The 16,774-nt window shown below is 72.1% G+C and carries 17 protein-coding genes and 1 riboswitch; of the genes, 8 read left to right on the plus strand and 9 right to left on the minus strand.

All coding sequences use genetic code 11. The annotated features are described in order from the left end of the window. Window positions 1-25: 25 nt before the first annotated feature. Together ACWGLC_RS00890 and cbiE are read right to left on the minus strand one after the other, a co-directional pair. On the minus strand, window positions 26-793 hold the full coding sequence (locus tag ACWGLC_RS00890; protein ID WP_452098151.1) for a cobalt-precorrin-4/precorrin-4 C(11)-methyltransferase: 768 nt from the start codon (window positions 791-793) through the stop codon (window positions 26-28). Then, window positions 790-2,076, minus strand: coding sequence for a precorrin-6y C5,15-methyltransferase (decarboxylating) subunit CbiE (gene cbiE / locus ACWGLC_RS00895; RefSeq protein ID WP_452098152.1), 1,287 nt, complete (start codon window positions 2,074-2,076; stop codon window positions 790-792). Before cbiE ends, ACWGLC_RS00890 begins: the two co-directional genes overlap by 4 nt. Window positions 2,077-2,150: 74 nt before the next feature. Further along, window positions 2,151-2,337: riboswitch (cobalamin riboswitch) on the plus strand. A gap of 23 nt (window positions 2,338-2,360) precedes the next feature. Between cbiE and ACWGLC_RS00900 the strand changes: the two genes are divergently transcribed. The 3 genes from ACWGLC_RS00900 to ACWGLC_RS00910 all read left to right on the plus strand — a co-directional run bounded on the left by ACWGLC_RS00900 (window position 2,361) and on the right by ACWGLC_RS00910 (window position 6,739). Continuing rightward, complete coding sequence (locus ACWGLC_RS00900) at window positions 2,361-4,526, plus strand: VWA domain-containing protein (protein WP_452098153.1); 2,166 nt, start codon at window positions 2,361-2,363, stop codon at window positions 4,524-4,526. Then, window positions 4,526-5,140 carry a cob(I)yrinic acid a,c-diamide adenosyltransferase gene (gene cobO, locus ACWGLC_RS00905; protein ID WP_452098154.1) on the plus strand — a complete coding sequence of 205 codons (615 nt, stop codon included), beginning with the start codon at window positions 4,526-4,528 and terminating at the stop codon, window positions 5,138-5,140. The genes ACWGLC_RS00900 and cobO overlap by 1 nt, the downstream gene beginning before the upstream one ends. A gap of 63 nt (window positions 5,141-5,203) precedes the next feature. Further along, complete coding sequence (locus ACWGLC_RS00910) at window positions 5,204-6,739, plus strand: cobyrinate a,c-diamide synthase (RefSeq protein WP_452098155.1); 1,536 nt, start codon at window positions 5,204-5,206, stop codon at window positions 6,737-6,739. A gap of 24 nt (window positions 6,740-6,763) precedes the next feature. On the opposite strand, the gene ACWGLC_RS00915 is transcribed toward ACWGLC_RS00910, so the two are convergent. Continuing rightward, a complete protein-coding gene (locus ACWGLC_RS00915; protein ID WP_452098156.1) occupies window positions 6,764-7,606 on the minus strand; it encodes a cobalt-precorrin-6A reductase in 843 nt (280 codons plus the stop codon). Continuing rightward, on the minus strand, window positions 7,603-9,189 hold the full coding sequence (locus tag ACWGLC_RS00920; protein WP_452098157.1) for a cobyric acid synthase: 1,587 nt from the start codon (window positions 9,187-9,189) through the stop codon (window positions 7,603-7,605). The genes ACWGLC_RS00915 and ACWGLC_RS00920 overlap by 4 nt, the downstream gene beginning before the upstream one ends. Window positions 9,190-9,496: 307 nt before the next feature. Between ACWGLC_RS00920 and ACWGLC_RS00925 the strand changes: the two genes are divergently transcribed. After that, the gene (locus ACWGLC_RS00925) at window positions 9,497-10,327 is read left to right on the plus strand and encodes an alpha/beta hydrolase fold domain-containing protein (RefSeq protein WP_452098158.1); all 831 of its coding nucleotides are present in this window, start codon (window positions 9,497-9,499) and stop codon (window positions 10,325-10,327) included. Further along, the gene (locus tag ACWGLC_RS00930) at window positions 10,324-10,674 is read left to right on the plus strand and encodes an ectoine synthase (RefSeq protein ID WP_452098159.1); all 351 of its coding nucleotides are present in this window, start codon (window positions 10,324-10,326) and stop codon (window positions 10,672-10,674) included. The genes ACWGLC_RS00925 and ACWGLC_RS00930 overlap by 4 nt, the downstream gene beginning before the upstream one ends. A gap of 41 nt (window positions 10,675-10,715) precedes the next feature. Here the strand turns inward: ACWGLC_RS00930 and ACWGLC_RS00935 are convergent, their stop codons facing one another. Together ACWGLC_RS00935 and ACWGLC_RS00940 are read right to left on the minus strand one after the other, a co-directional pair. Next, a complete protein-coding gene (locus tag ACWGLC_RS00935) occupies window positions 10,716-10,850 on the minus strand; it encodes a hypothetical protein (RefSeq protein ID WP_452098160.1) in 135 nt (44 codons plus the stop codon). Next, complete coding sequence (locus ACWGLC_RS00940; protein WP_452098161.1) at window positions 10,847-11,428, minus strand: TetR/AcrR family transcriptional regulator; 582 nt, start codon at window positions 11,426-11,428, stop codon at window positions 10,847-10,849. Before ACWGLC_RS00940 ends, ACWGLC_RS00935 begins: the two co-directional genes overlap by 4 nt. A gap of 99 nt (window positions 11,429-11,527) precedes the next feature. On the opposite strand from ACWGLC_RS00940, the gene ACWGLC_RS00945 reads away from it, so the two are divergent. The 3 genes from ACWGLC_RS00945 to ACWGLC_RS00955 all read left to right on the plus strand — a co-directional run bounded on the left by ACWGLC_RS00945 (window position 11,528) and on the right by ACWGLC_RS00955 (window position 13,208). Further along, entirely contained in the window at window positions 11,528-11,680 is a 153-nt protein-coding gene (locus tag ACWGLC_RS00945) for a hypothetical protein (RefSeq protein ID WP_452098162.1), read from the plus strand. Window positions 11,681-11,805: 125 nt separating this feature from the next. Then, entirely contained in the window at window positions 11,806-12,453 is a 648-nt protein-coding gene (locus ACWGLC_RS00950) for a YdhK family protein (protein ID WP_452098163.1), read from the plus strand. Between the two features lie 107 nt (window positions 12,454-12,560). Then, the gene (locus ACWGLC_RS00955) at window positions 12,561-13,208 is read left to right on the plus strand and encodes a dihydrofolate reductase family protein (protein ID WP_452098164.1); all 648 of its coding nucleotides are present in this window, start codon (window positions 12,561-12,563) and stop codon (window positions 13,206-13,208) included. 30 nt (window positions 13,209-13,238) lie between these two features. Here ACWGLC_RS00955 and aztD read toward each other — a convergent pair whose 3' ends face one another. Genes aztD through ACWGLC_RS00970 form a run of 3 tightly spaced genes read right to left on the minus strand, consistent with a single transcriptional unit; the run spans window position 13,239 to window position 16,725 of the window. Then, window positions 13,239-14,459 (minus strand): zinc metallochaperone AztD, encoded by a 1,221-nt coding sequence (gene aztD, locus ACWGLC_RS00960; RefSeq protein ID WP_452098165.1) that lies wholly within the window; start codon window positions 14,457-14,459, stop codon window positions 13,239-13,241. A gap of 14 nt (window positions 14,460-14,473) precedes the next feature. Further along, the gene (aztC, locus tag ACWGLC_RS00965) at window positions 14,474-15,400 is read right to left on the minus strand and encodes a zinc ABC transporter substrate-binding protein AztC (protein WP_452098166.1); all 927 of its coding nucleotides are present in this window, start codon (window positions 15,398-15,400) and stop codon (window positions 14,474-14,476) included. Window positions 15,401-15,417: 17 nt separating this feature from the next. Continuing rightward, a complete protein-coding gene (locus tag ACWGLC_RS00970; RefSeq protein WP_452098167.1) occupies window positions 15,418-16,725 on the minus strand; it encodes an ABC transporter in 1,308 nt (435 codons plus the stop codon). Window positions 16,726-16,774 lie beyond the last annotated feature (49 nt).

The following is a 16,774-nucleotide window of genomic DNA, read 5'->3' on the forward strand; positions in this document are numbered from 1 at the left end:
GCGGGCCGGTCGCCTCCCGCGCTATCTACCGCCCGGCTCGCCGCCGCTTCGACTCCCGCTCCGGGTCGGAGGCATAGAGCCACGACTCGGCCGAGCCGGGCCGGTCCAGCGCGCGGCCGACCAGAATGACCGCGGCCTGTCGTAGTCCCGCCGCCTCGACGGAGTCCGCGATGTCGGCGAGCGTGCCCCGCAGTTCCACGCGGTGCGGGCGGCTGGCGTTGGCGACCACCGCAACCGGGCAGTCTGCGCCGTGCGTCGGCACCAACCGCTCGGCGAGCTCGCGGATCCGCGTGATGGCCAGGTGCAGCACCAACGTCGCTCCGGTGGCGGCGAAGTGCTCCAGCGCCTCCGCGGGCGGCATCGCTGTGGAGCGGGCCTGAACGCGGGTGAGCACCACCGACTGCACCACCTCCGGCACGGTGAGCTCCACGCCCAGCTCGGCGGCGGCCGCCGCGTACGCGGGCACGCCCGGGACCACGTCCCACGGCACCCCGGCGGTGTCGAGGCGGCGCGTCTGCTCGGCCAGCGCCGAGTACAGCGACGGATCGCCCGAGCACAGCCGCACCACGTCCAACCCCTCGGCGTGAGCGGCGGCGATCTCGGCGATGATCCCGTCCAGGTCCAGGTGCTGGGTGTCGACCAGGCGGGCATCGGGCCGGCAGTGATCGAGCACGCCCTCGTCGAGGTAGGTGCCGGCGTAGAGGCAGACGTCGGCCGCCCGAAGCGCGGCCGCCGCGCGCAGTGTGAGCAGGTCAGCGGCGCCGGGGCCGGCACCCACGAAATGAACGGTCACGAGATCTCCTCTACAGATGTCTCCAGCGGTTTGACGGCGGCCCACTGCACCACCGCGCGCGCGGGCGCCCAGCCGGTGAATCCACCGATCGCGTCCGCGTGTTCCACGTGGAACCTGGTCAGTTCGCCGCCGAGTTCGGCGCGGGCGTCGAGCAGCACGCGCTCGGTCTCGACGGTGACCGCGTGTGCGACCAGCCGACCGCCCGGCCGGAGCGCATCCCAGCACAGGTCGACCAGTCCCGGAGCAGTGCCACCGCCGCCGATGAAGACGGCGTCCGGACGGGGGCACCCCTCCAGAGCCTCGGGCGCACGTCCCCGGACGACCTCGAGCGCGGGCACCCCGAGGCGGGCTGCGTTGCGACCGATCCGCTCGGCGCGGGCGTGGTTCGCCTCGACCGCGATCGTCCGGCAGCTCGGGTGGGCCCGCATCCACTCGATCCCCACCGAGCCGGCACCGGCTCCCACGTCCCAGAGCAACTCCCCGTACCCCGGGGCCAGCCGGGACAGAGCCGACGCCCGCAGGTCGCGGCGCGTGAGCTGGCCGTCGGATTCGAAGGCGTCGTCGGGAAGCCCGGGCACCATGCCCAGGCATCGCGCCGGGTGTGGGGCCGTGGGGCCGGCGTTGTCGTCGTCGTTGTCGGGGCGCCCGTCCTGCCCCGTTCCGACCCCGCACTCCACGGCCAGCACGTGCAGGGCCGGGGCCTCGTCGCCCGGCGACCACTCGCTCGCTCGACTGCGCTCGCTCGCCTCCGCGGGGGCGCCCAGGTCGGCCAGCACGGTCATTTCACTCGCGCCGAAGCCGGCGGCGGTGAGCATCGCGGCGACCTCGGCGGGCGTGTGGCGGTCCGCCGAGAGGATCAGGATCCGACGCCCGGGGGACAGTTCGCGGGCGATCGTGCGATGGTCCCGGAGCACCGCCACTGATTCGGCCGACCAGCCCATCCGCGCACGCGCCAGTGCCACCGACGAGACGGCGGGGAGCACCGTCACCGCGTCGCGACCGAGTGCGTTGATGAGTGTTGCCCCGATGCCCGCGACCAGCGGGTCGCCCGAGGCCAGAGCCACTATCCGGCGGTCGCGGTGGCGCTCGAGGAGCGTGGGCAGACCAGGCAGAAGCGGCCGCGGCCAGGGCTCCCGTATGGCCGCCACCTCCCCCGGGATCATCGCGAGATGACGCTCCCCGCCGAGCAGCACATCGGCGTCACGGACGGCGCGACGGCGGGCCTCGTCGAGACCGTCCCAGCCGTCGCCGCCGATGCCCACCACGACCACCTGTGCGTTCATGAGCCGGAAGACTACAGCCGAGGCCGGGAGCCACGGTGCCGGAGATGGTGGGTAGCCTGGCATGCAGTCAACTGAACAACCCCACAGCACGAGGTGCCCCACGACCCGCCCAGGCGGTGCGGAGGGGAGAATCAGGGAAGCCGGTGAGAATCCGGCACAGGGCCCGCTACGGTGACCCGGCCTCTCAGACGATCGCGCACAGTGCGCACGTTCCGAGATGAGCCGGGAAGTCCGGAGACCGGCCTCGCGCTGACCGCCACTGGCAGACGAGAGCGGGAGCCCCCATGCCACAGCACTACCCTTTCAGCGCCGTCGTCGGATCCGATGACATGGCGCTCGCCCTCATCCTCACCGCGGTGTCGCCGTCGGTGGGTGGTGTCCTCATCCGCGGCGAGAAGGGCACCGCCAAGTCCACGATGGTGCGCGCGCTCACCGGCGTCCTACCGCCCATCGACGTGGTGGCCGGCGATCGCTTCTCCTCCGCGCCCACCGACCGCGGCACCGAGACCCCCGACGGCCGGATCCCCGCCGACGCCCCTGTCGAGCAGCGTGCCGTCCGCCTGGTCGAGCTGCCGATCGGCGTGTCCGAGGACCGCATCACCGGCTCTCTCCATCTGGAGAGCGCGCTCAGTGACGGCGTCACCGTCTTCGAGCCCGGCCTGCTCGCGCGGGCCCACCGCGGCCTGCTGTACGTGGACGAGGTCAACCTCCTGCACGACCACGTGGTGGACCTTCTCCTGGACGCCGCCGCGATGGGCCGCGTGACCGTCGAGCGCGACGGCGTCTCGGTGGACCACGCCGCGCGCTTCGTGCTGATCGGCACCATGAACCCCGAGGAGGGCGAGCTCCGGCCCCAGCTGCTGGACCGATTCGGCCTCACCGTGGAGGTGGCCGCCCCGCGCGACCCCGAACTCCGGGCCGAGGTGGTGCGCCGTCGCATCGCGTTCGAATCCGACCCGACCGGGTTCGCCTCGAGCTTCGCCGCCGACGAGGCCGCGCTGGCCGAGCGGATCGTCGCCGCGCGCGAGCTGGTCGACCGCGTGCCGATGTCGCCGTGGGCACTGGCCACCATCGCGCGGGTCTGCGCCGGGTTCGACGTGGACGGCATGCGCGCCGACATCGTCACCGCCCGCACCGCCGCCGCGCACGCCGCCTGGCAGGGCCGGGCGCGGATCACGCGCGAGGACATCCGCGTCGCCGCGCGCATGGCGCTACCCCACCGCCGTCGGCGCGCCCCCTTCGATGCGCCGGGCCTCGACGAGGACCTGTTGGAGAGGTTGTTGGGCGACGACGACGAGCCCGACCCCGAGCCCGACGGGGATCCGGACACCGAGTCCACGGATCGCGCCGAGACCCCGGACGGGCAGCCGGGCACCGACGGGGCCCCCGAGGCGGACGCCCCCAGGGATGCGGACACAGCCGATGCAGCCGCGCCGAGTGCCACCGACGACACCCGCGCCGACCGCGGCACCGAGGAGTCAGACACCCGCACCAACGCCGCAGCCCCACAGCGCCCCGACGCGGAGCAGGGCCCCGACACCGTTGAGGAGGCCGACCGGGGTGACGCCCCGGCCGGGGCTCCCGGCGGCGTCCCGCCCGGCACCGTGGCCTCCGCCGCGGGCCCGTACCGCACCCGGCTGCTGTCCGTCGCGGGCACCGGCCACGGCGCGGCCGGCCGCCGATCGCGCGCGCTCACCAGCTCGGGACGACGGATCGGATCGGGCGACTTCACCGGCTCGGACCTGCATCTTCCCGCCACCATCCGCGCCGCCGCCAGGTGGCAGGCGGGCCGCGGCCGTACGGGTGGCCTGCACGGCGGCCGGCTGCTGCTGGCCCCCGAGGACCTGCGCTCGGCCGTGCGCGAGGGCCGCGAATCCAACCTGGTGCTCTTCTGCGTGGACGCCTCCGGGTCCATGGCCGCCCGGAGCCGGATGGAGCAGGTCAAGACCGCCATCCTCTCGCTGCTACTGGACGCCTACCGCCGCCGCGACACCGTGGGTCTGGTGACCTTCCGCGGGTCCGGCGCGCAGGTCGCCCTGCCGCCCACCTCCTCGGTCGACATCGCCGCGACACGCCTGGCGGAGCTCCCCGCGGGCGGCCGCACTCCGCTGGCGGAGGGTCTGCTCGCGACCGCAGAGGTCGTGCGCCGGGAGCGGGTCCGGGATCCGCGGCGGCGGCCGCTCGTCGTCGTCGTCACCGATGGCCGCGCCACCCACGGCCCGGACGCCCTCGCACGGTCCCGCGCCGCGGCGGCCGGGCTGGCGTCGCTGGGCACTACATCCGTTGTGGTGGACTGCGAGACCGGCCGATTCCGCATGGGGCTGGCCGCCGAACTCGCCGCACAATTGGGCGCCGAGCACGTGCCCCTGGGCGAGGTCACCGCCGAGGGGCTCACCGACACCGTCCGCGCCCGCACCCACTCACGCTCTCCCCGAAACGAGGTGGCCTGATGCCCAAGGGACAGCCCACGACCGTGGCCGACGACGGGCTCAGCACCCGCCAGCGGCGCAACCGGCCACTCGTCATGGTCCACACCGGGCCCGGCAAGGGGAAGTCGACCGCCGCGTTCGGCCTGGCGATGCGCGCCTGGAACCAGGGCTGGGACATCGGCGTGTTCCAGTTCGTGAAATCCGCCAAGTGGAAGATCGGCGAGCAGAGCGTCATGGAACGGCTCGGGCAGTTGCACACCGAGACCGGCGAGGGCGGGCCCGTCGAGTGGCACAAGATGGGGTCGGGCTGGTCGTGGTCGCGCAAGGACGGCACCGAGGAGGACCACGCCGCCGACGCCGCCGAGGGCTGGGCCGAGATCAAGCGCCGCCTTGCCGCCGAGCAGCACGACCTGTACCTGCTCGACGAGTTCACCTATCCCATCAAGTGGGGATGGGTGGATGCGGCGGACGTGGCCGAGACCCTCGCGGCCCGGCCCGGACGCCAGCACGTGGTGATCACCGGCCGCGACGCCGACCCGCGCGTGCTCGAGGTGGCCGATCTGGTGACCGAGATGGGCAAGGTCAAGCACCCGATGGATGCGGGGCAGAAGGGGCAGCGGGGCATTGAGTGGTGAGCCGGGCCGGCGCGGCCACCGCGACAGCGGCCACCGCGGCCCCGACGCGCACGGTGACGCGCGGTGAGCGCTGACCTGCCCCGATTCGTCGTGGCGGCGCCCGCGTCGGGCCACGGCAAGACCACCGTCGCCACGGGGCTGATGCTCGCGCTGCGCCGCGCTGGCCTGCGGGTCTCGGGCCACAAGGTGGGCCCCGACTACATCGACCCCGGCTACCACGCCCTCGCCACGGGGCGGCCCGGCCGCAATCTCGACCCGCACCTCGTCGGCGAGGACCGGATCGTGCCGCTGCTCCGCCACGGGGCGTCGGCGGAGGCTGGCGGGCCCGCGGCCGGCGTCGGTGCGAGCTCCGGGGCTCCCGCGGGCGCGGGCCCGGCCGACGTCGCGGTGATCGAGGGTGTGATGGGCCTCTACGACGGCCACATCGGCGGCGACGGGTTCGCCTCCACCGCGCATGTCGCCGCGCTGACCGGCAGCCCGGTGATCCTCGTGGTCGACATCTCGCACGCCTCTCGCAGTATCGCGGCCGTGGTGCTGGGCATGGCGACATATGAGCCGGGTATCCGGATCGCGGGGGTCGTGCTCAACAAAGCCGGCTCCGAGCGGCACTCCGACGAGGTCCGCCGCGCGCTGGCGCCCCTGGGCATCCCGGTGCTGGGCGTCCTGCACCGCGACGACAACGTCACCGCCCCCTCCCGCCACCTCGGCCTCGTGCCCGCCGCCGAGCGCCCCGAGGCCGCGCGGTCGCTGGATCACCTGGCCGAGCGGGTGGCGACATCGCTCGACCTGGACATCGTCATGCGCATCGCGCGGAGCGCCCCGCCGCTGGTGGGAGGGCCGTGGGACGCGGCCGAGGCGCTGGCGGGGGTCGGTGGCGGTGGGGCCGACGTGCGGATGGGGGTCGGAGGCGCCGGAGTCGACGACAACGACGACGACACGGCCCGCCCTCGCATCGCCGTGGCCGGCGGCCGGGCCTTCACCTTCCGCTACGCCGAGACGGTCGAACTACTGGAGGCGGCCGGTTGCTCGGTTGCGGCGTTCGACCCGCTGGCCGACGAGGCGCTGCCCGAGGGGACCGCAGGAATCTACCTGGGGGGCGGGTTCCCGGAGGTGCACGCCTCCGAACTCAGTGCCAACGGGCCGATGTTGTCCGCGCTGGGCGCGGCGATCGCGGCCGGCACGCCGACGGTCGCCGAGTGCGCCGGGCTGCTGTATCTCTGTCGCACCGTCGACGGCTCGCCCATGGTCGGGGCCGTGCCCGCGGATGCCGCGATGGCCCCACGGCTCACGCTGGCGTACCGCCGGTCGACCGCGCCCGCCGATAGCGTCCTGGCCGCCGCGGGCACCGAGGTCACGGGCCACGAGTTCCACCGCACCGCGGTCGCCCCTTCTGCGGGGGTCCCGTCTGCCGAAGGTGTCCGCGAGATGGCTCCGGCGTGGACGAGTACCGCCGGGGCGGAGGGGTTCGCGGGTGCGTCGCTGCATGCGTCCTACCTGCACACGCACTGGGCGGGCCACCCCGCACTCGCGCGCCGTTTCGCCGACCACGCGCACCGCTTCGCCACCCACCCGCGGTTGCAAGACATGCACTCGCAGTAGCACGACCTCAGTGGCGAAACTCGGCTAGATCTCGCTAGAGATGTCTTGCGACGCGGTGGTCATGTCTTGCAACCGCGGGTGGGTGGCCCAGTCGGCGGCGTCCTCCGCGGTGTCCACCACCCGCACTCCGGGCGGCGGGCCAGGCCTGCGGACCACGACCACCGGGATGCCGGCGGCCGACGCGACCGCCAACTTCGGCCAGGTCAACGCCCCGCCGGAATCCTTGGTGACCAGCACATCGATGCCGTGCCGGTCGATCAACTCGCGCTCGCCGTCCTCGGTGTACGGGCCCCGCGCGCGCAGCACGAGCCACTGCTCGGGCAGCTGCTGATCCGGCGGATCCACCACGCGCACGACCGCCGGCACGTCGGCTAGCGGTCCGGTGAAGCGATCCAGCGACTGCCGGCCCACCGTCAGCAGGGGGCGCCTACCCAGGCGGGCGGCGGTGACGGCGGCGGCGTCGTGGCTGTCGACCCAGTGCCAACTTTCCGCCCCCGGTGCCTGCGACCAGCCCGGACGCTCCAGCCGCAGCAGCGGGACCCCGGCCGCGGCGCACGCAGCGGCGGCGTTTCCGGAGATGACCCGCGCGAACGGGTGGGTGGCGTCGACGACCGCGCGCACGCCCGCCTCCCGCAGGTACGCCGCGAGCCCGTCGACCCCGCCGAAGCCCCCGACACGCACCTCCCCCACCGGCAGCCGCGGCTTCGAGACCCGTCCGGCCAGCGACGACACCACCGGAATCCCACGGTCGACGAGTAGCGCAGCAAGCGCACGAGCCTCTCCCGTCCCGCCGAGGATGAGCACGGCCCCGCCCGCATGGGCATCACTGGCTGGGCCGGATCCGGCGGCCGCGGAGGGGCCGCTCATCGGCTCGCCCCCGGCTCGAGCAGCGGCATCGCGGGTGCACCGGCCTGAGCCAGCCCGAGCAGCGCGTCGAGGTCGAGGTGCTCCTCGGCGAGGTCGGCGAGCAGATCCAGCCGCGACTCCCGGGCCCGGCCGAAGCTCACGCCCGACGCCTCGCGCACCCATCCGGCCCGCCCGTCCCCCGCTGCCCCTGCACTCCCACCGCGGGCCACCTCGGCCAGGAACGCGCTGCGGAACCCGTCCGATTCCAGCGTGCCGTGCCACATGGTGCCGAACACCCGACCCCGCCGGGCTCCGCCGATGAACTCGTCGTCGTCGCCCCGAGTGATCCGCCCGTGGTGGATCTCGTACCCTGTCACGTCCTCGCCGAACTCTCGCCCGACCGGCAGGCGTAGCGCCTTATCTGCGGCGAAGCGGGTGGTCAGGCCGACCAGCCCGAGGCCGTCGACGCGCGCGCCGGGGCGCCCCTCGGTGCCGTCCGGGTCGGTGATCTCTCGGCCGAGCATCTGGCATCCACCACAGATCCCGAGGACCGCACCGCCGCGCTCGACATGTGTAGAGATCGCGCGGTCGAGCCCCCGGGCGCGGAGCCAGGCCAGGTCGTCGAGGGTGGCGCGGGTCCCGGGGACGACGACGAGGTCGGCCCCGGCGAGGTCGCGGGGCTCCGTGACGAATCGCAGCTCGACATCCGGTTCGAGGCCGAGCGCGTCGACGTCGGTGAAGTTGCTTATTCGCGGCAACCGGATCACCGCGACGCGCAGAGCGGCCGTCGCAGCGCCGGCGGACGCGGCACCGACAGGGGCGGGCACGGCGAGCGCGTCCTCCGAATCGAGCCAGAGGTCGGGATGCCAGGGGAACACCCCCAGCGTGGGCCGGCCGGACAGCGCCTCGAGCTCGCGAAGACCCGGGGTGAGCAGAGAGGCATCGCCGCGGAACTTGTTGAGCACGAAGCCGGCGAGCAGGCGCTGGTCGGCGGCCTCGAGCAGCGCGACGGTGCCGTAGAGGGCGGCGAACACCCCTCCGCGGTCGATGTCACCCACCACCACGACAGGCATGTCGCCGTGTCGGGCGAGACCCATGTTGACGTAGTCGCTCGCGCGCAGGTTGATCTCGGTGGGGCTGCCGGCGCCCTCGCAGATCACGAGGTCGTGGCGGGAGGCGAGGTCGTCGTAGGCGGCGAAAGCGGCCTCGGCCAGATGCGCGCGACCGTCGACGAAGTCGCGCGAGGACACCGATCCGGCCGGCTGCCCCATCACCACCACGTGGCTGCGCCGGTCGCCGCCGGGTTTGAGGAGCACCGGGTTCATCGCGGGTTCCGGGGCGGCCCCCGCCGCGACGGCCTGGATCCACTGGGCGCGCCCGATCTCGCCAGTGGCCGAGGAGCCGTCCGAGCCGGCTGGCGTGCCCGGGTCTCCGGGGCTGCCCGGATTGCTGACGACCATCGAGTTGTTGGACATGTTCTGCGCCTTGAACGGCGCCACCTTGAGGCCGCGGCGAGCGAACGCTCGGCACAGTGCGGTCACCACGACGGTCTTGCCCGCATCGGAGGTCGTACCGGCGATGAGCAGAGAGGCGGCCACGGGCATCGATCCTAGTCGGCCCGCCGACGCCCCTCGCGTGCGCGCCGGAGGCGGTCTGACCTACGCGCCCAGAATGCACATTTTCAGCCGATCTACGCACCCGGAATGCTGCAAAGAGGGTGCGCACCTCAAGGGCCCTGGCCATCATGACGCTGCAGGGGGATTCCGTGAGCGCGCACGGGCACCCGCGATCGGTAGTCGATCGACGGACGGCCACGTACGGTCGGCGACCATGGTCTCCCTACGAGCTCGAATGGTGATGGCGTCGCTGCGTGCGCGCCGAAGCAAACGGTTCTACGCGGATCCCTCATCCATGCGACATTCACTGCCCCAGGCGCAGGACCCCCGCAAGACAGTGCCCCGCGCGTCGTCCTGCAAGGGCCTGAACGTGCGCACCGACCAGGTCGCGGGGGTCGGCGTCCACGTGTTCACCCCCGAGCACGCCGCACAGCGCTCCGGCACCCAGATCCTCCACCTTCACGGCGGGGCGTTCGTCTCCGAGCCCGACAACCACCACTGGGATTTCGTCCGCGACGTCGTGCTGAGTACCGGCGCCGAGGTGGTGTTCCCGATCTACCCGCTCGCCCCGTCGGTCGGGCACGAGAAGATCCGCGACTGCGCGATGTCCGTCTACGAGCACTACCTGTCCGATCACCCGGGCCACCGATTCGTGTTCGGCGACTCCGCCGGGGGCGCGCTCACCGTGTACCTCACCGAGACCCTGCGGGAGCGTGGCGACGGGCTGCCCACCGCGCTCGCGCTGCTCTCGCCGTGGCTGGACATGGAGGTCTCCGACCCGCGCTCCGAGGAGATCGACGCCGCGGACCCGGAGCTGGACATCGACGGGCTGCGGCAGGCCGGCGAGTGGTACGCCGACGGCGACGACCCCAACGCCCCGGAAATCAGTCCCGTCTACGCGGACTACACCGACTTCCCTCCGATGATCGTGTTCACGGGGACCCGCGACATCCTCAATCCCGACGCCCGCCGGGTCCGCGACGCCGCGCGGAAATGCGGCGTGCGCGTGGACTTCCACGAGTACCCCGGCATGTTCCACAACTGGACCATGCAGCCCATCCCGGAGGGCCGCCGCGCCCGCCGACAGCTGTGCGAGTTTCTCGACCAGATGGAGGTAAAGCAGTGATCGTGCGCACCACCGACGAGATCACCGGGACCGATCGTCAGGTCAGCGGTGACACGTGGACGTCCAAGCGGATCATTCTGTCGGACGACAACGTGGGTTTCTCGTTCCACGAGACCACGGTGCAGGCCGGCACCGAGACGCCGCTGCACTACCCCGACTACATCGAGGCCGTCTGGCTGATCGAGGGGCACGGCGAGCTGATCAACCGCGAGAACGGCACGACGCACCCACTGGCCCCGGGCACCATGTACCTGCTCGACGGCCACGAGCGGCACACGATCGTCGCGCACGACCAGCTCCGCATGTACTGCGTGTTCAACCCTGCGACGCCGCCGGGCAGCGACTGACACGAGCGGCCTGTCACGCGTAGCCGGTCACTCGTCGCCGGTCATCCCAGGCCGCCGTACAGCGGCAGTCCGTGGCCCGAGCGCCGCGGCTCCGCTGCGATCCGCCATAACGTGACCACCCAGGCCACGAGCGCGAGGACCGCCGGCACGATCATCTCGATTATCACCGGCGTCACGTCGCCGCGGCCTCCGACATCAGACGCGCGGCCATCTCGCGGCCGTCGGTCAGCAGCGACGTGCCGTAGATCCGACGGTGCGCGAACGCCCCTTCCAGGAGGAGGAAGAGGTGCCTGGCCAGCATCCGGTGATCGTCCTCGGGCGGCGTGTCCTCGCGGACGAGCTCGACGAGCCGGTCGTAGATCGCCTGCTTGTGGTAGCGGATGACCTCGTGGGCGGGATGATCGTCCGGCAGTTCGGCGGCGGCGTTGAGGAACGCGTCGCCGCGTCGGCTGTTCCCGGGATCGGCCGCGTAGACGTCGAAGAAGGCCAGAACCCGGGGACTCTCCGCGCGCTCGACCTCCTCCTCGAGCAGGTGCCACCACCACCTGTGCCGATTCAGTAGATATGCCACGACGAGGCCGTCCTTCGAGCCGAAGTTGGTGTACAGGACCGGCTTGGTCACCCCGGATTCGGCGGCGATCATGTCGACACCGACCGCATGGATGCCCTGCTCGTAGAACAGGGTCGACGCCTCGTCGAGGATGCGTTGCGCCCCCGGGGTCAGGTCGGACAGGTCGGGGAATTCAGTAGCCATAACGCCCTTGAATTTACAACCCTGTATAGCTAATCTGAAGTTAGCTATACAGATCTGTATAGCTGCACCCACATTCACCTCGTAGGGAGGGAACCCCTCATGGCACCCATCCGACCGGCCATCGACCTCGTCCGCCAGCTCTGGTATTCACTCGACACCGCCAGCGCGCTCCGTCACGGGGCGCCCATCTCCGAGAGGGCGCGGCAGTACACCATGGCGGCGCCCACCCCCGGTTCGCAGCTTCTGGCATAACCGCCCACCGGCGCCCCGCAGACAGATGTCGGTCGCGGGAGCGTCCGCACACCCTCCGTCGTGGCACGGATACCCCCTGCGGGTATATCCTCACGGTCAGCGAAACCGACGAGAGGACACACACCATGAATCGTCAGACCGCCCTCGCAGCAGTCGCACTGGCCTCCGCACTGGCACTGAGCGCCTGCGGGAGTGACACCGCGGAGACGGGCGAGGCCACCGCGACGGAGAGCTCGTCGTCGTCGGACCATACCGGGCACGGCACCGACGCCGACGGCCCCTCCGACACCGGGCACGGCACCGACGCCGCGCCCTCCGACGGCACCGAGCACGACGCCCATCAGCATCCCGCGGACGGCGGGCCGGCGCCCGAGGGGATCGCGGAGGCCGGCGATCCCGCCTTCCCGGTCGGGACGGACGTCATCCTGTCCGCCGACCACATGCCCGGGATGGACGGCGCCGCCGCCACCGTCTCCGGCGCGTTCGACACCACCACCTACTCGGTCAGCTACACCCCGACCGACGGCGGTGAGCCTGTCGTCGACCACAAATGGGTCGTCCACGAGGAACTGGAGAACCCGGGCCCGGCACCGCTGCCCGACGGCACCGAGGTCGTCCTGCGCGCCGCCCACATGCCCGGCATGGACGGGGCGACGGCGACCATCGACAGCTCGACCCAGGAGACCGTCTACATGGTCGACGTCCACTCCGAGAACATGACCATGACCAACCACAAGTGGGTCACCGAGAGCGAGATCCGACCGGCGGGCTGACCGCGACGGCCGCCGCGCCGCACCGACCACGACGCGGGGGCCTTGTGCCCGGCGGCCGACAGTCCTACTCTTCCGGACACACCGCAGCCCGCACGGCAGGGGACGATATGTCCAGAGTCCGGATCCACAACATGTTCGTCTCGCTGGACGGCTTCGCCGCCGGCACCTACGTCACCACCGACCACCCCATCGGCGACGCCGCGGCGCTCTTCGCGGGCTTCGACGGCCGGGTGATCCACGGGATCGACGGCGTGGATGCGCCGATCACCCTCGACCGCGCCCTGACCAGCCTGTGGGGGCAGGGCATCGGCGTGGAGATCATGGGGAGGCGCAAATTCGGGCCACAGTCCGGGCCGTGGGCCGACGACGGGTGGCGCGGCTGGTGGGGCGATGAACCGCCGTTCCGCACGCCCGTCATCGTGCTCACTCATCACGCGCGGGAGCCAATCGAGTTCGCCAACGGCACAGTCTTCCACTTCCTCGACGCCGACCCCGCCGAGGCCCTGCAGCGCGCCCGCGAGCTCGCGCCGGGCACCGACGTGCGCATCGGGGGAGGTCCGACGGTCTGCCGCCAGTTTCTCGAGGCCGACCTCGTGGACTTCATGCACGTCGTGGTGGTGCCGGTGGTCCTGGGCGAGGGCCAGCGCGCGTTCCCCCACGGCGCTGCGCTGACGGACCGGTTCGACGTGGAGGTCTTCTCGACCCCGGGTGGACGCACGCATCAGCTGTGGAACCGGCGGGCGCGGGAGTCGTAGCGGCCCGCCGGTTCCCACTGCCGGGCTCGATTACCCCAGAGCCACAGCGATCTCGTTCGGTTCGCCGGGGATCTGGCCGGAGGCGACGACCTCACCGGTCCGGAGATCGACGGCGTGCACGGAGCGCGTCGCAGGCTCGGTCACGTAGGCGATGTCCCCGCGGACGGTCATGGCCGGGTGTGGGTTCTGCCACTCCGCCGGCCCGTCCCACGACTCGATCACCTCGTGACTCTCGGAGATCTCGCCGGTGGCGGGATCCATCACGTGGATGGACCCGTCGGTGGCGAGGATGTACGCCAGGTCGCCGGGCCCGCGGGCGACGCCCCGCCACGTGTACTCGACGCCCTCCGGCAGATCCACGACCTCGTGGGTGCCGGCCTCGGGATCGATGAGCGCGACCTGATCGAGGAGCACGCCCTCGGCGTCCGGGTCGTCCTTGTAGTCGCCGACGATGAGCGGGCTGGTCTCGGAGACGTACGCGTTGCCCATCCGCCCGTAGTCGTCGGCGGCGGTGAGCTTCTCGAACTCGCCGTCGTGGAACAGCAGCGCGCCGTCCTCGCAGCCGAAGACCACGGTCTCGTCGGCGGCGGTGCCCTCGCCGTGGACGCCGGGGCACTCCTCGCTGCGACTCACCTCGGTGCCGTCGGCGTCCATGGCGCGCACTCCCGAGCGGCCGGCGTCGTCGCCGATCGTGGTGAGGAAGGTGCCGTCCGACAACACGATGGACACCCCGTGGTGGGCCCGGTCACCGGGAACCGTCTCGGTCTCCGGGAGCTGTCCGCCACCGTCGAGCAGCGCGCTGGTGGCGAAGATGGTGGTGTCGCTGGTGCCGTCGTCGTAGAGAACCGTTTTTCCGTCGTGTCGCACGACGTGCGCGGGGGTCTCAGCCTCGAATACCAGGTCGGTCAGGGCGGGTTCGGCGGTGTCAAGGACCTGGAAGCCGTCCGACATGGTCACCAGAACGTTCCGGCCGTCACCGACCGCGTTGAGTCGGGTGAACTCCTCAGACTCGAACTCCTCGACCACCTCGAGGGTGTCGCCGTCGAGGACCGCGATCCCGTTCTCGTAGGCCACCGCGAGGCGGTTCTCCGTGGCGCCGGCGTCAGCCGCCGCGGTGGCGCTCGTGGTCGCCGAGTCCTGGGATTCCGCGCTGTCCCCGGCGCCGCTGCCGCCCCCGCACGCCGTCGCCAGCAGCGACGCCGTCGCGAGCATCGCGAGCGCTCCGGCGCCGCGTGTGATCCGTGTTGTCATTCGGTGTTCCTCTCCTATGGGTGATTCGAAAGCCTGTCGGCGATGCGCGTGGTGTTGGCGCGCATCATCGTCAGGTAGGTGTCCGCGCCCCGGCCCGGTTCGGTGAGCGACTCGGTGAACAGTTCGATCACCTCGACGTCGATCCCGGCCTCGCTCGCCAGCACCTGCACCAGCCGGTCGGGCTGGGACGATTCGGCGAAGATCGCGGGAACGTCGGCCTCGGTGATCGCCGAGGCGAGGTCATCGAGATCGGCGGCGCTCGGGGACGCCAGGGTGGTGCCCCCGGGGATGGCCGCGCCGATGACGCGGAAGTCGAAGCGCTCGGCCAGATAGCCGAACACGTGGTGGTTGGTGACGAGGGCGCGCGCGTGGTCGGGAATCTCGGCGAACGCGGTCGTCATCTCCTCGTCGAGTTCGGCGAGTTCCGCGCGGTATCGCTCGGCGCCCGCCTCGACGGTCGCGCGGTCGATCCCCTCGACCTCGAGCAACTCGGCCTCCAGCGCGTCCACGACGTCGACGACCCGGCGCGGATCGGTCCAGAAATGTGGATCCGGGGCGCCGCCGGCCTCCTCCTGCGAGTAGGAGATGACCTCGATCTGCTCCCCCGCCGTGAACGTCTCCACGCCCGCGTCGGCCACGCGGTCCAGGTGCTGTTGCAGGCCCTCCTCCAGGCCCAGTCCGTTGGAAACCACGAGATCCGCGCGGTCCAGGAGACTCGCTTCCTGGACGGAGATCTCGAAGGAGTGCGGATCGGCGTTGGGCTTCATCAGCGTCGTCACGTCGGCGCTCTCGCCGACCAGGTTCTCCACCACGTCGCCGAGGATGTTGGTGGTGACGACGACCACGGGCCGGTCCGATGACGCGTCGGCGCCCGTACACCCGGCCAGGGTCAGCACGGCCACGAGGACCGCGGCTACCGGCCCCTGAGGGACGCCGACCACGGGTGTCCGCCGCCGCCTCATCGCCCCGTCTCCGCGAAGAAGTCGGGCGCGGTCGGGGTGTCGAGAGAGCGGGCGACGCGCGCCCCGCCGCGATAGTCGATCTCGTGGACTACGCCCCCGGCGGGGTCGTTGACGTAGGCGCGTTCCCGGTCGACGGTGAGGTCGACCCCCTTCCGCGTTTCCGGGTCCGCGAGAGCTGCGGCCAGCAGGGGTTCCGTTGCGGCGATCTCGGCTCCGGCGGCGCCGTCGTAGACGCGGATCCTACCCTCGTGGTCCAGTGCGACGACGTGTCGGTCCGCGTCGTCGGACGCCGAGACCTGGACGAGCGGCTCCGCCGTCGGCACGTGCCGCCACTGCTTCTCGCGGGTGTCGAGCAGCCAGAATCCGGTCTCGCCGGCGAGCGCGGCCGTGGTGGGGCGCCCCTTGCGGTTCCGGAAGTCGGTGGCGCGCGGTGCGTCCGTGCCCTCGGGGTAGGGCACGTGCTCCAGGGTCGGCTCGTCGCCGTCAAGCGTGGCGAGGACGGCTCCGTCAGCGCAGCCGACGACCACGCCCACGCGGGTGGTGATGGTGCCCTGCGCATCGGGGCACGGGGCCGCCGCGCCGTCCACGGGTGCGCCGGCCGAGTCGTGGAACCGCACCCCGGTCACGGCGCCCGAGTCGTCGACGGAGCTGACGAGCGCGCCGCCGCCCAGCGGGGCGGCCACCCCCTCGTGTGGTTCGGTCTCCAGACGGAAGACCTCCTCGATCCGCCCCTTGGAGAGTGCCTGGTTGTCCAACAGCACCGCCTCGCCCGACTCCGGGAAGAACAGCCCGGTGCCGCCGGTGGTCGCGTTGGCCGAGGTCGACACGACCACCGGACCGCTGCCCGCCACGGGCCCCAGCACCCGCGGCGAGGTCCGGTAGAAGTGGAAGTGGTCGACGTGATCCCACGTCCACACGCCGCTGTCGACGATCTCGACGCCCTCGACCGTCTCGGCGAACAGGTAGCGCCCGTCGGAGGTGACCGCCGACGGCGGGGCGATGACCCCCGGTTCGGAGACGGTCCCGTCCAGCAGGTTCACCATTCCCACGGCGCCGTCCGAATCGATGCTCACGAGGTGCAGCTGCGGCTCGGCCACCTCCTCGGCGCCGTCGATGGCTCCGTGTCCGGCTCCGGAGGCTTCCGCTCCGGCGGGACTCCCAGCGGCGGGGCCCTGCGCGGTGGGCACCTCGGCAGCCGGCGCGGCGCCGGTTGCGTCGGTGCCCTCGTCATCGGCACCGGCGCACGCCGCGAGTGAGAGCGCCAGGGCCACGGCGAGGGGCACGATCGTTCTGGAATTCTGCATGACCTGCTTTCGGATAGTCATTCGGGTCGGGCCGGGGGTGACGGGGTCT

This window comes from Dietzia sp. NPDC055877 (genome assembly GCF_053615975.1).

Excerpts from the sequence above, each read along its gene's own strand:
- ACWGLC_RS00950 (WP_452098163.1), top strand. The coding sequence starts at position 11,806 with ATGAATCGTCAGACCGCCCTCGCAGCAGTCGCACTGGCCTCCGCACTG.
- ACWGLC_RS00915 (WP_452098156.1), bottom strand. The coding sequence starts at position 7,606 with ATGAGCGGCCCCTCCGCGGCCGCCGGATCCGGCCCAGCCAGTGATGCC.
- ACWGLC_RS00925 (WP_452098158.1), top strand. The coding sequence starts at position 9,497 with ATGCGACATTCACTGCCCCAGGCGCAGGACCCCCGCAAGACAGTGCCC.
- ACWGLC_RS00945 (WP_452098162.1), top strand. The coding sequence starts at position 11,528 with ATGGCACCCATCCGACCGGCCATCGACCTCGTCCGCCAGCTCTGGTAT.
- ACWGLC_RS00920 (WP_452098157.1), bottom strand. The coding sequence starts at position 9,189 with ATGCCCGTGGCCGCCTCTCTGCTCATCGCCGGTACGACCTCCGATGCG.
- cobO (WP_452098154.1), top strand. The coding sequence starts at position 4,526 with ATGCCCAAGGGACAGCCCACGACCGTGGCCGACGACGGGCTCAGCACC.
- ACWGLC_RS00900 (WP_452098153.1), top strand. The coding sequence starts at position 2,361 with ATGCCACAGCACTACCCTTTCAGCGCCGTCGTCGGATCCGATGACATG.
- ACWGLC_RS00970 (WP_452098167.1), bottom strand. The coding sequence starts at position 16,725 with ATGCAGAATTCCAGAACGATCGTGCCCCTCGCCGTGGCCCTGGCGCTC.
- aztD (WP_452098165.1), bottom strand. The coding sequence starts at position 14,459 with ATGACAACACGGATCACACGCGGCGCCGGAGCGCTCGCGATGCTCGCG.
- ACWGLC_RS00940 (WP_452098161.1), bottom strand. The coding sequence starts at position 11,428 with ATGGCTACTGAATTCCCCGACCTGTCCGACCTGACCCCGGGGGCGCAA.
- cbiE (WP_452098152.1), bottom strand. The coding sequence starts at position 2,076 with ATGAACGCACAGGTGGTCGTGGTGGGCATCGGCGGCGACGGCTGGGAC.
- ACWGLC_RS00955 (WP_452098164.1), top strand. The coding sequence starts at position 12,561 with ATGTCCAGAGTCCGGATCCACAACATGTTCGTCTCGCTGGACGGCTTC.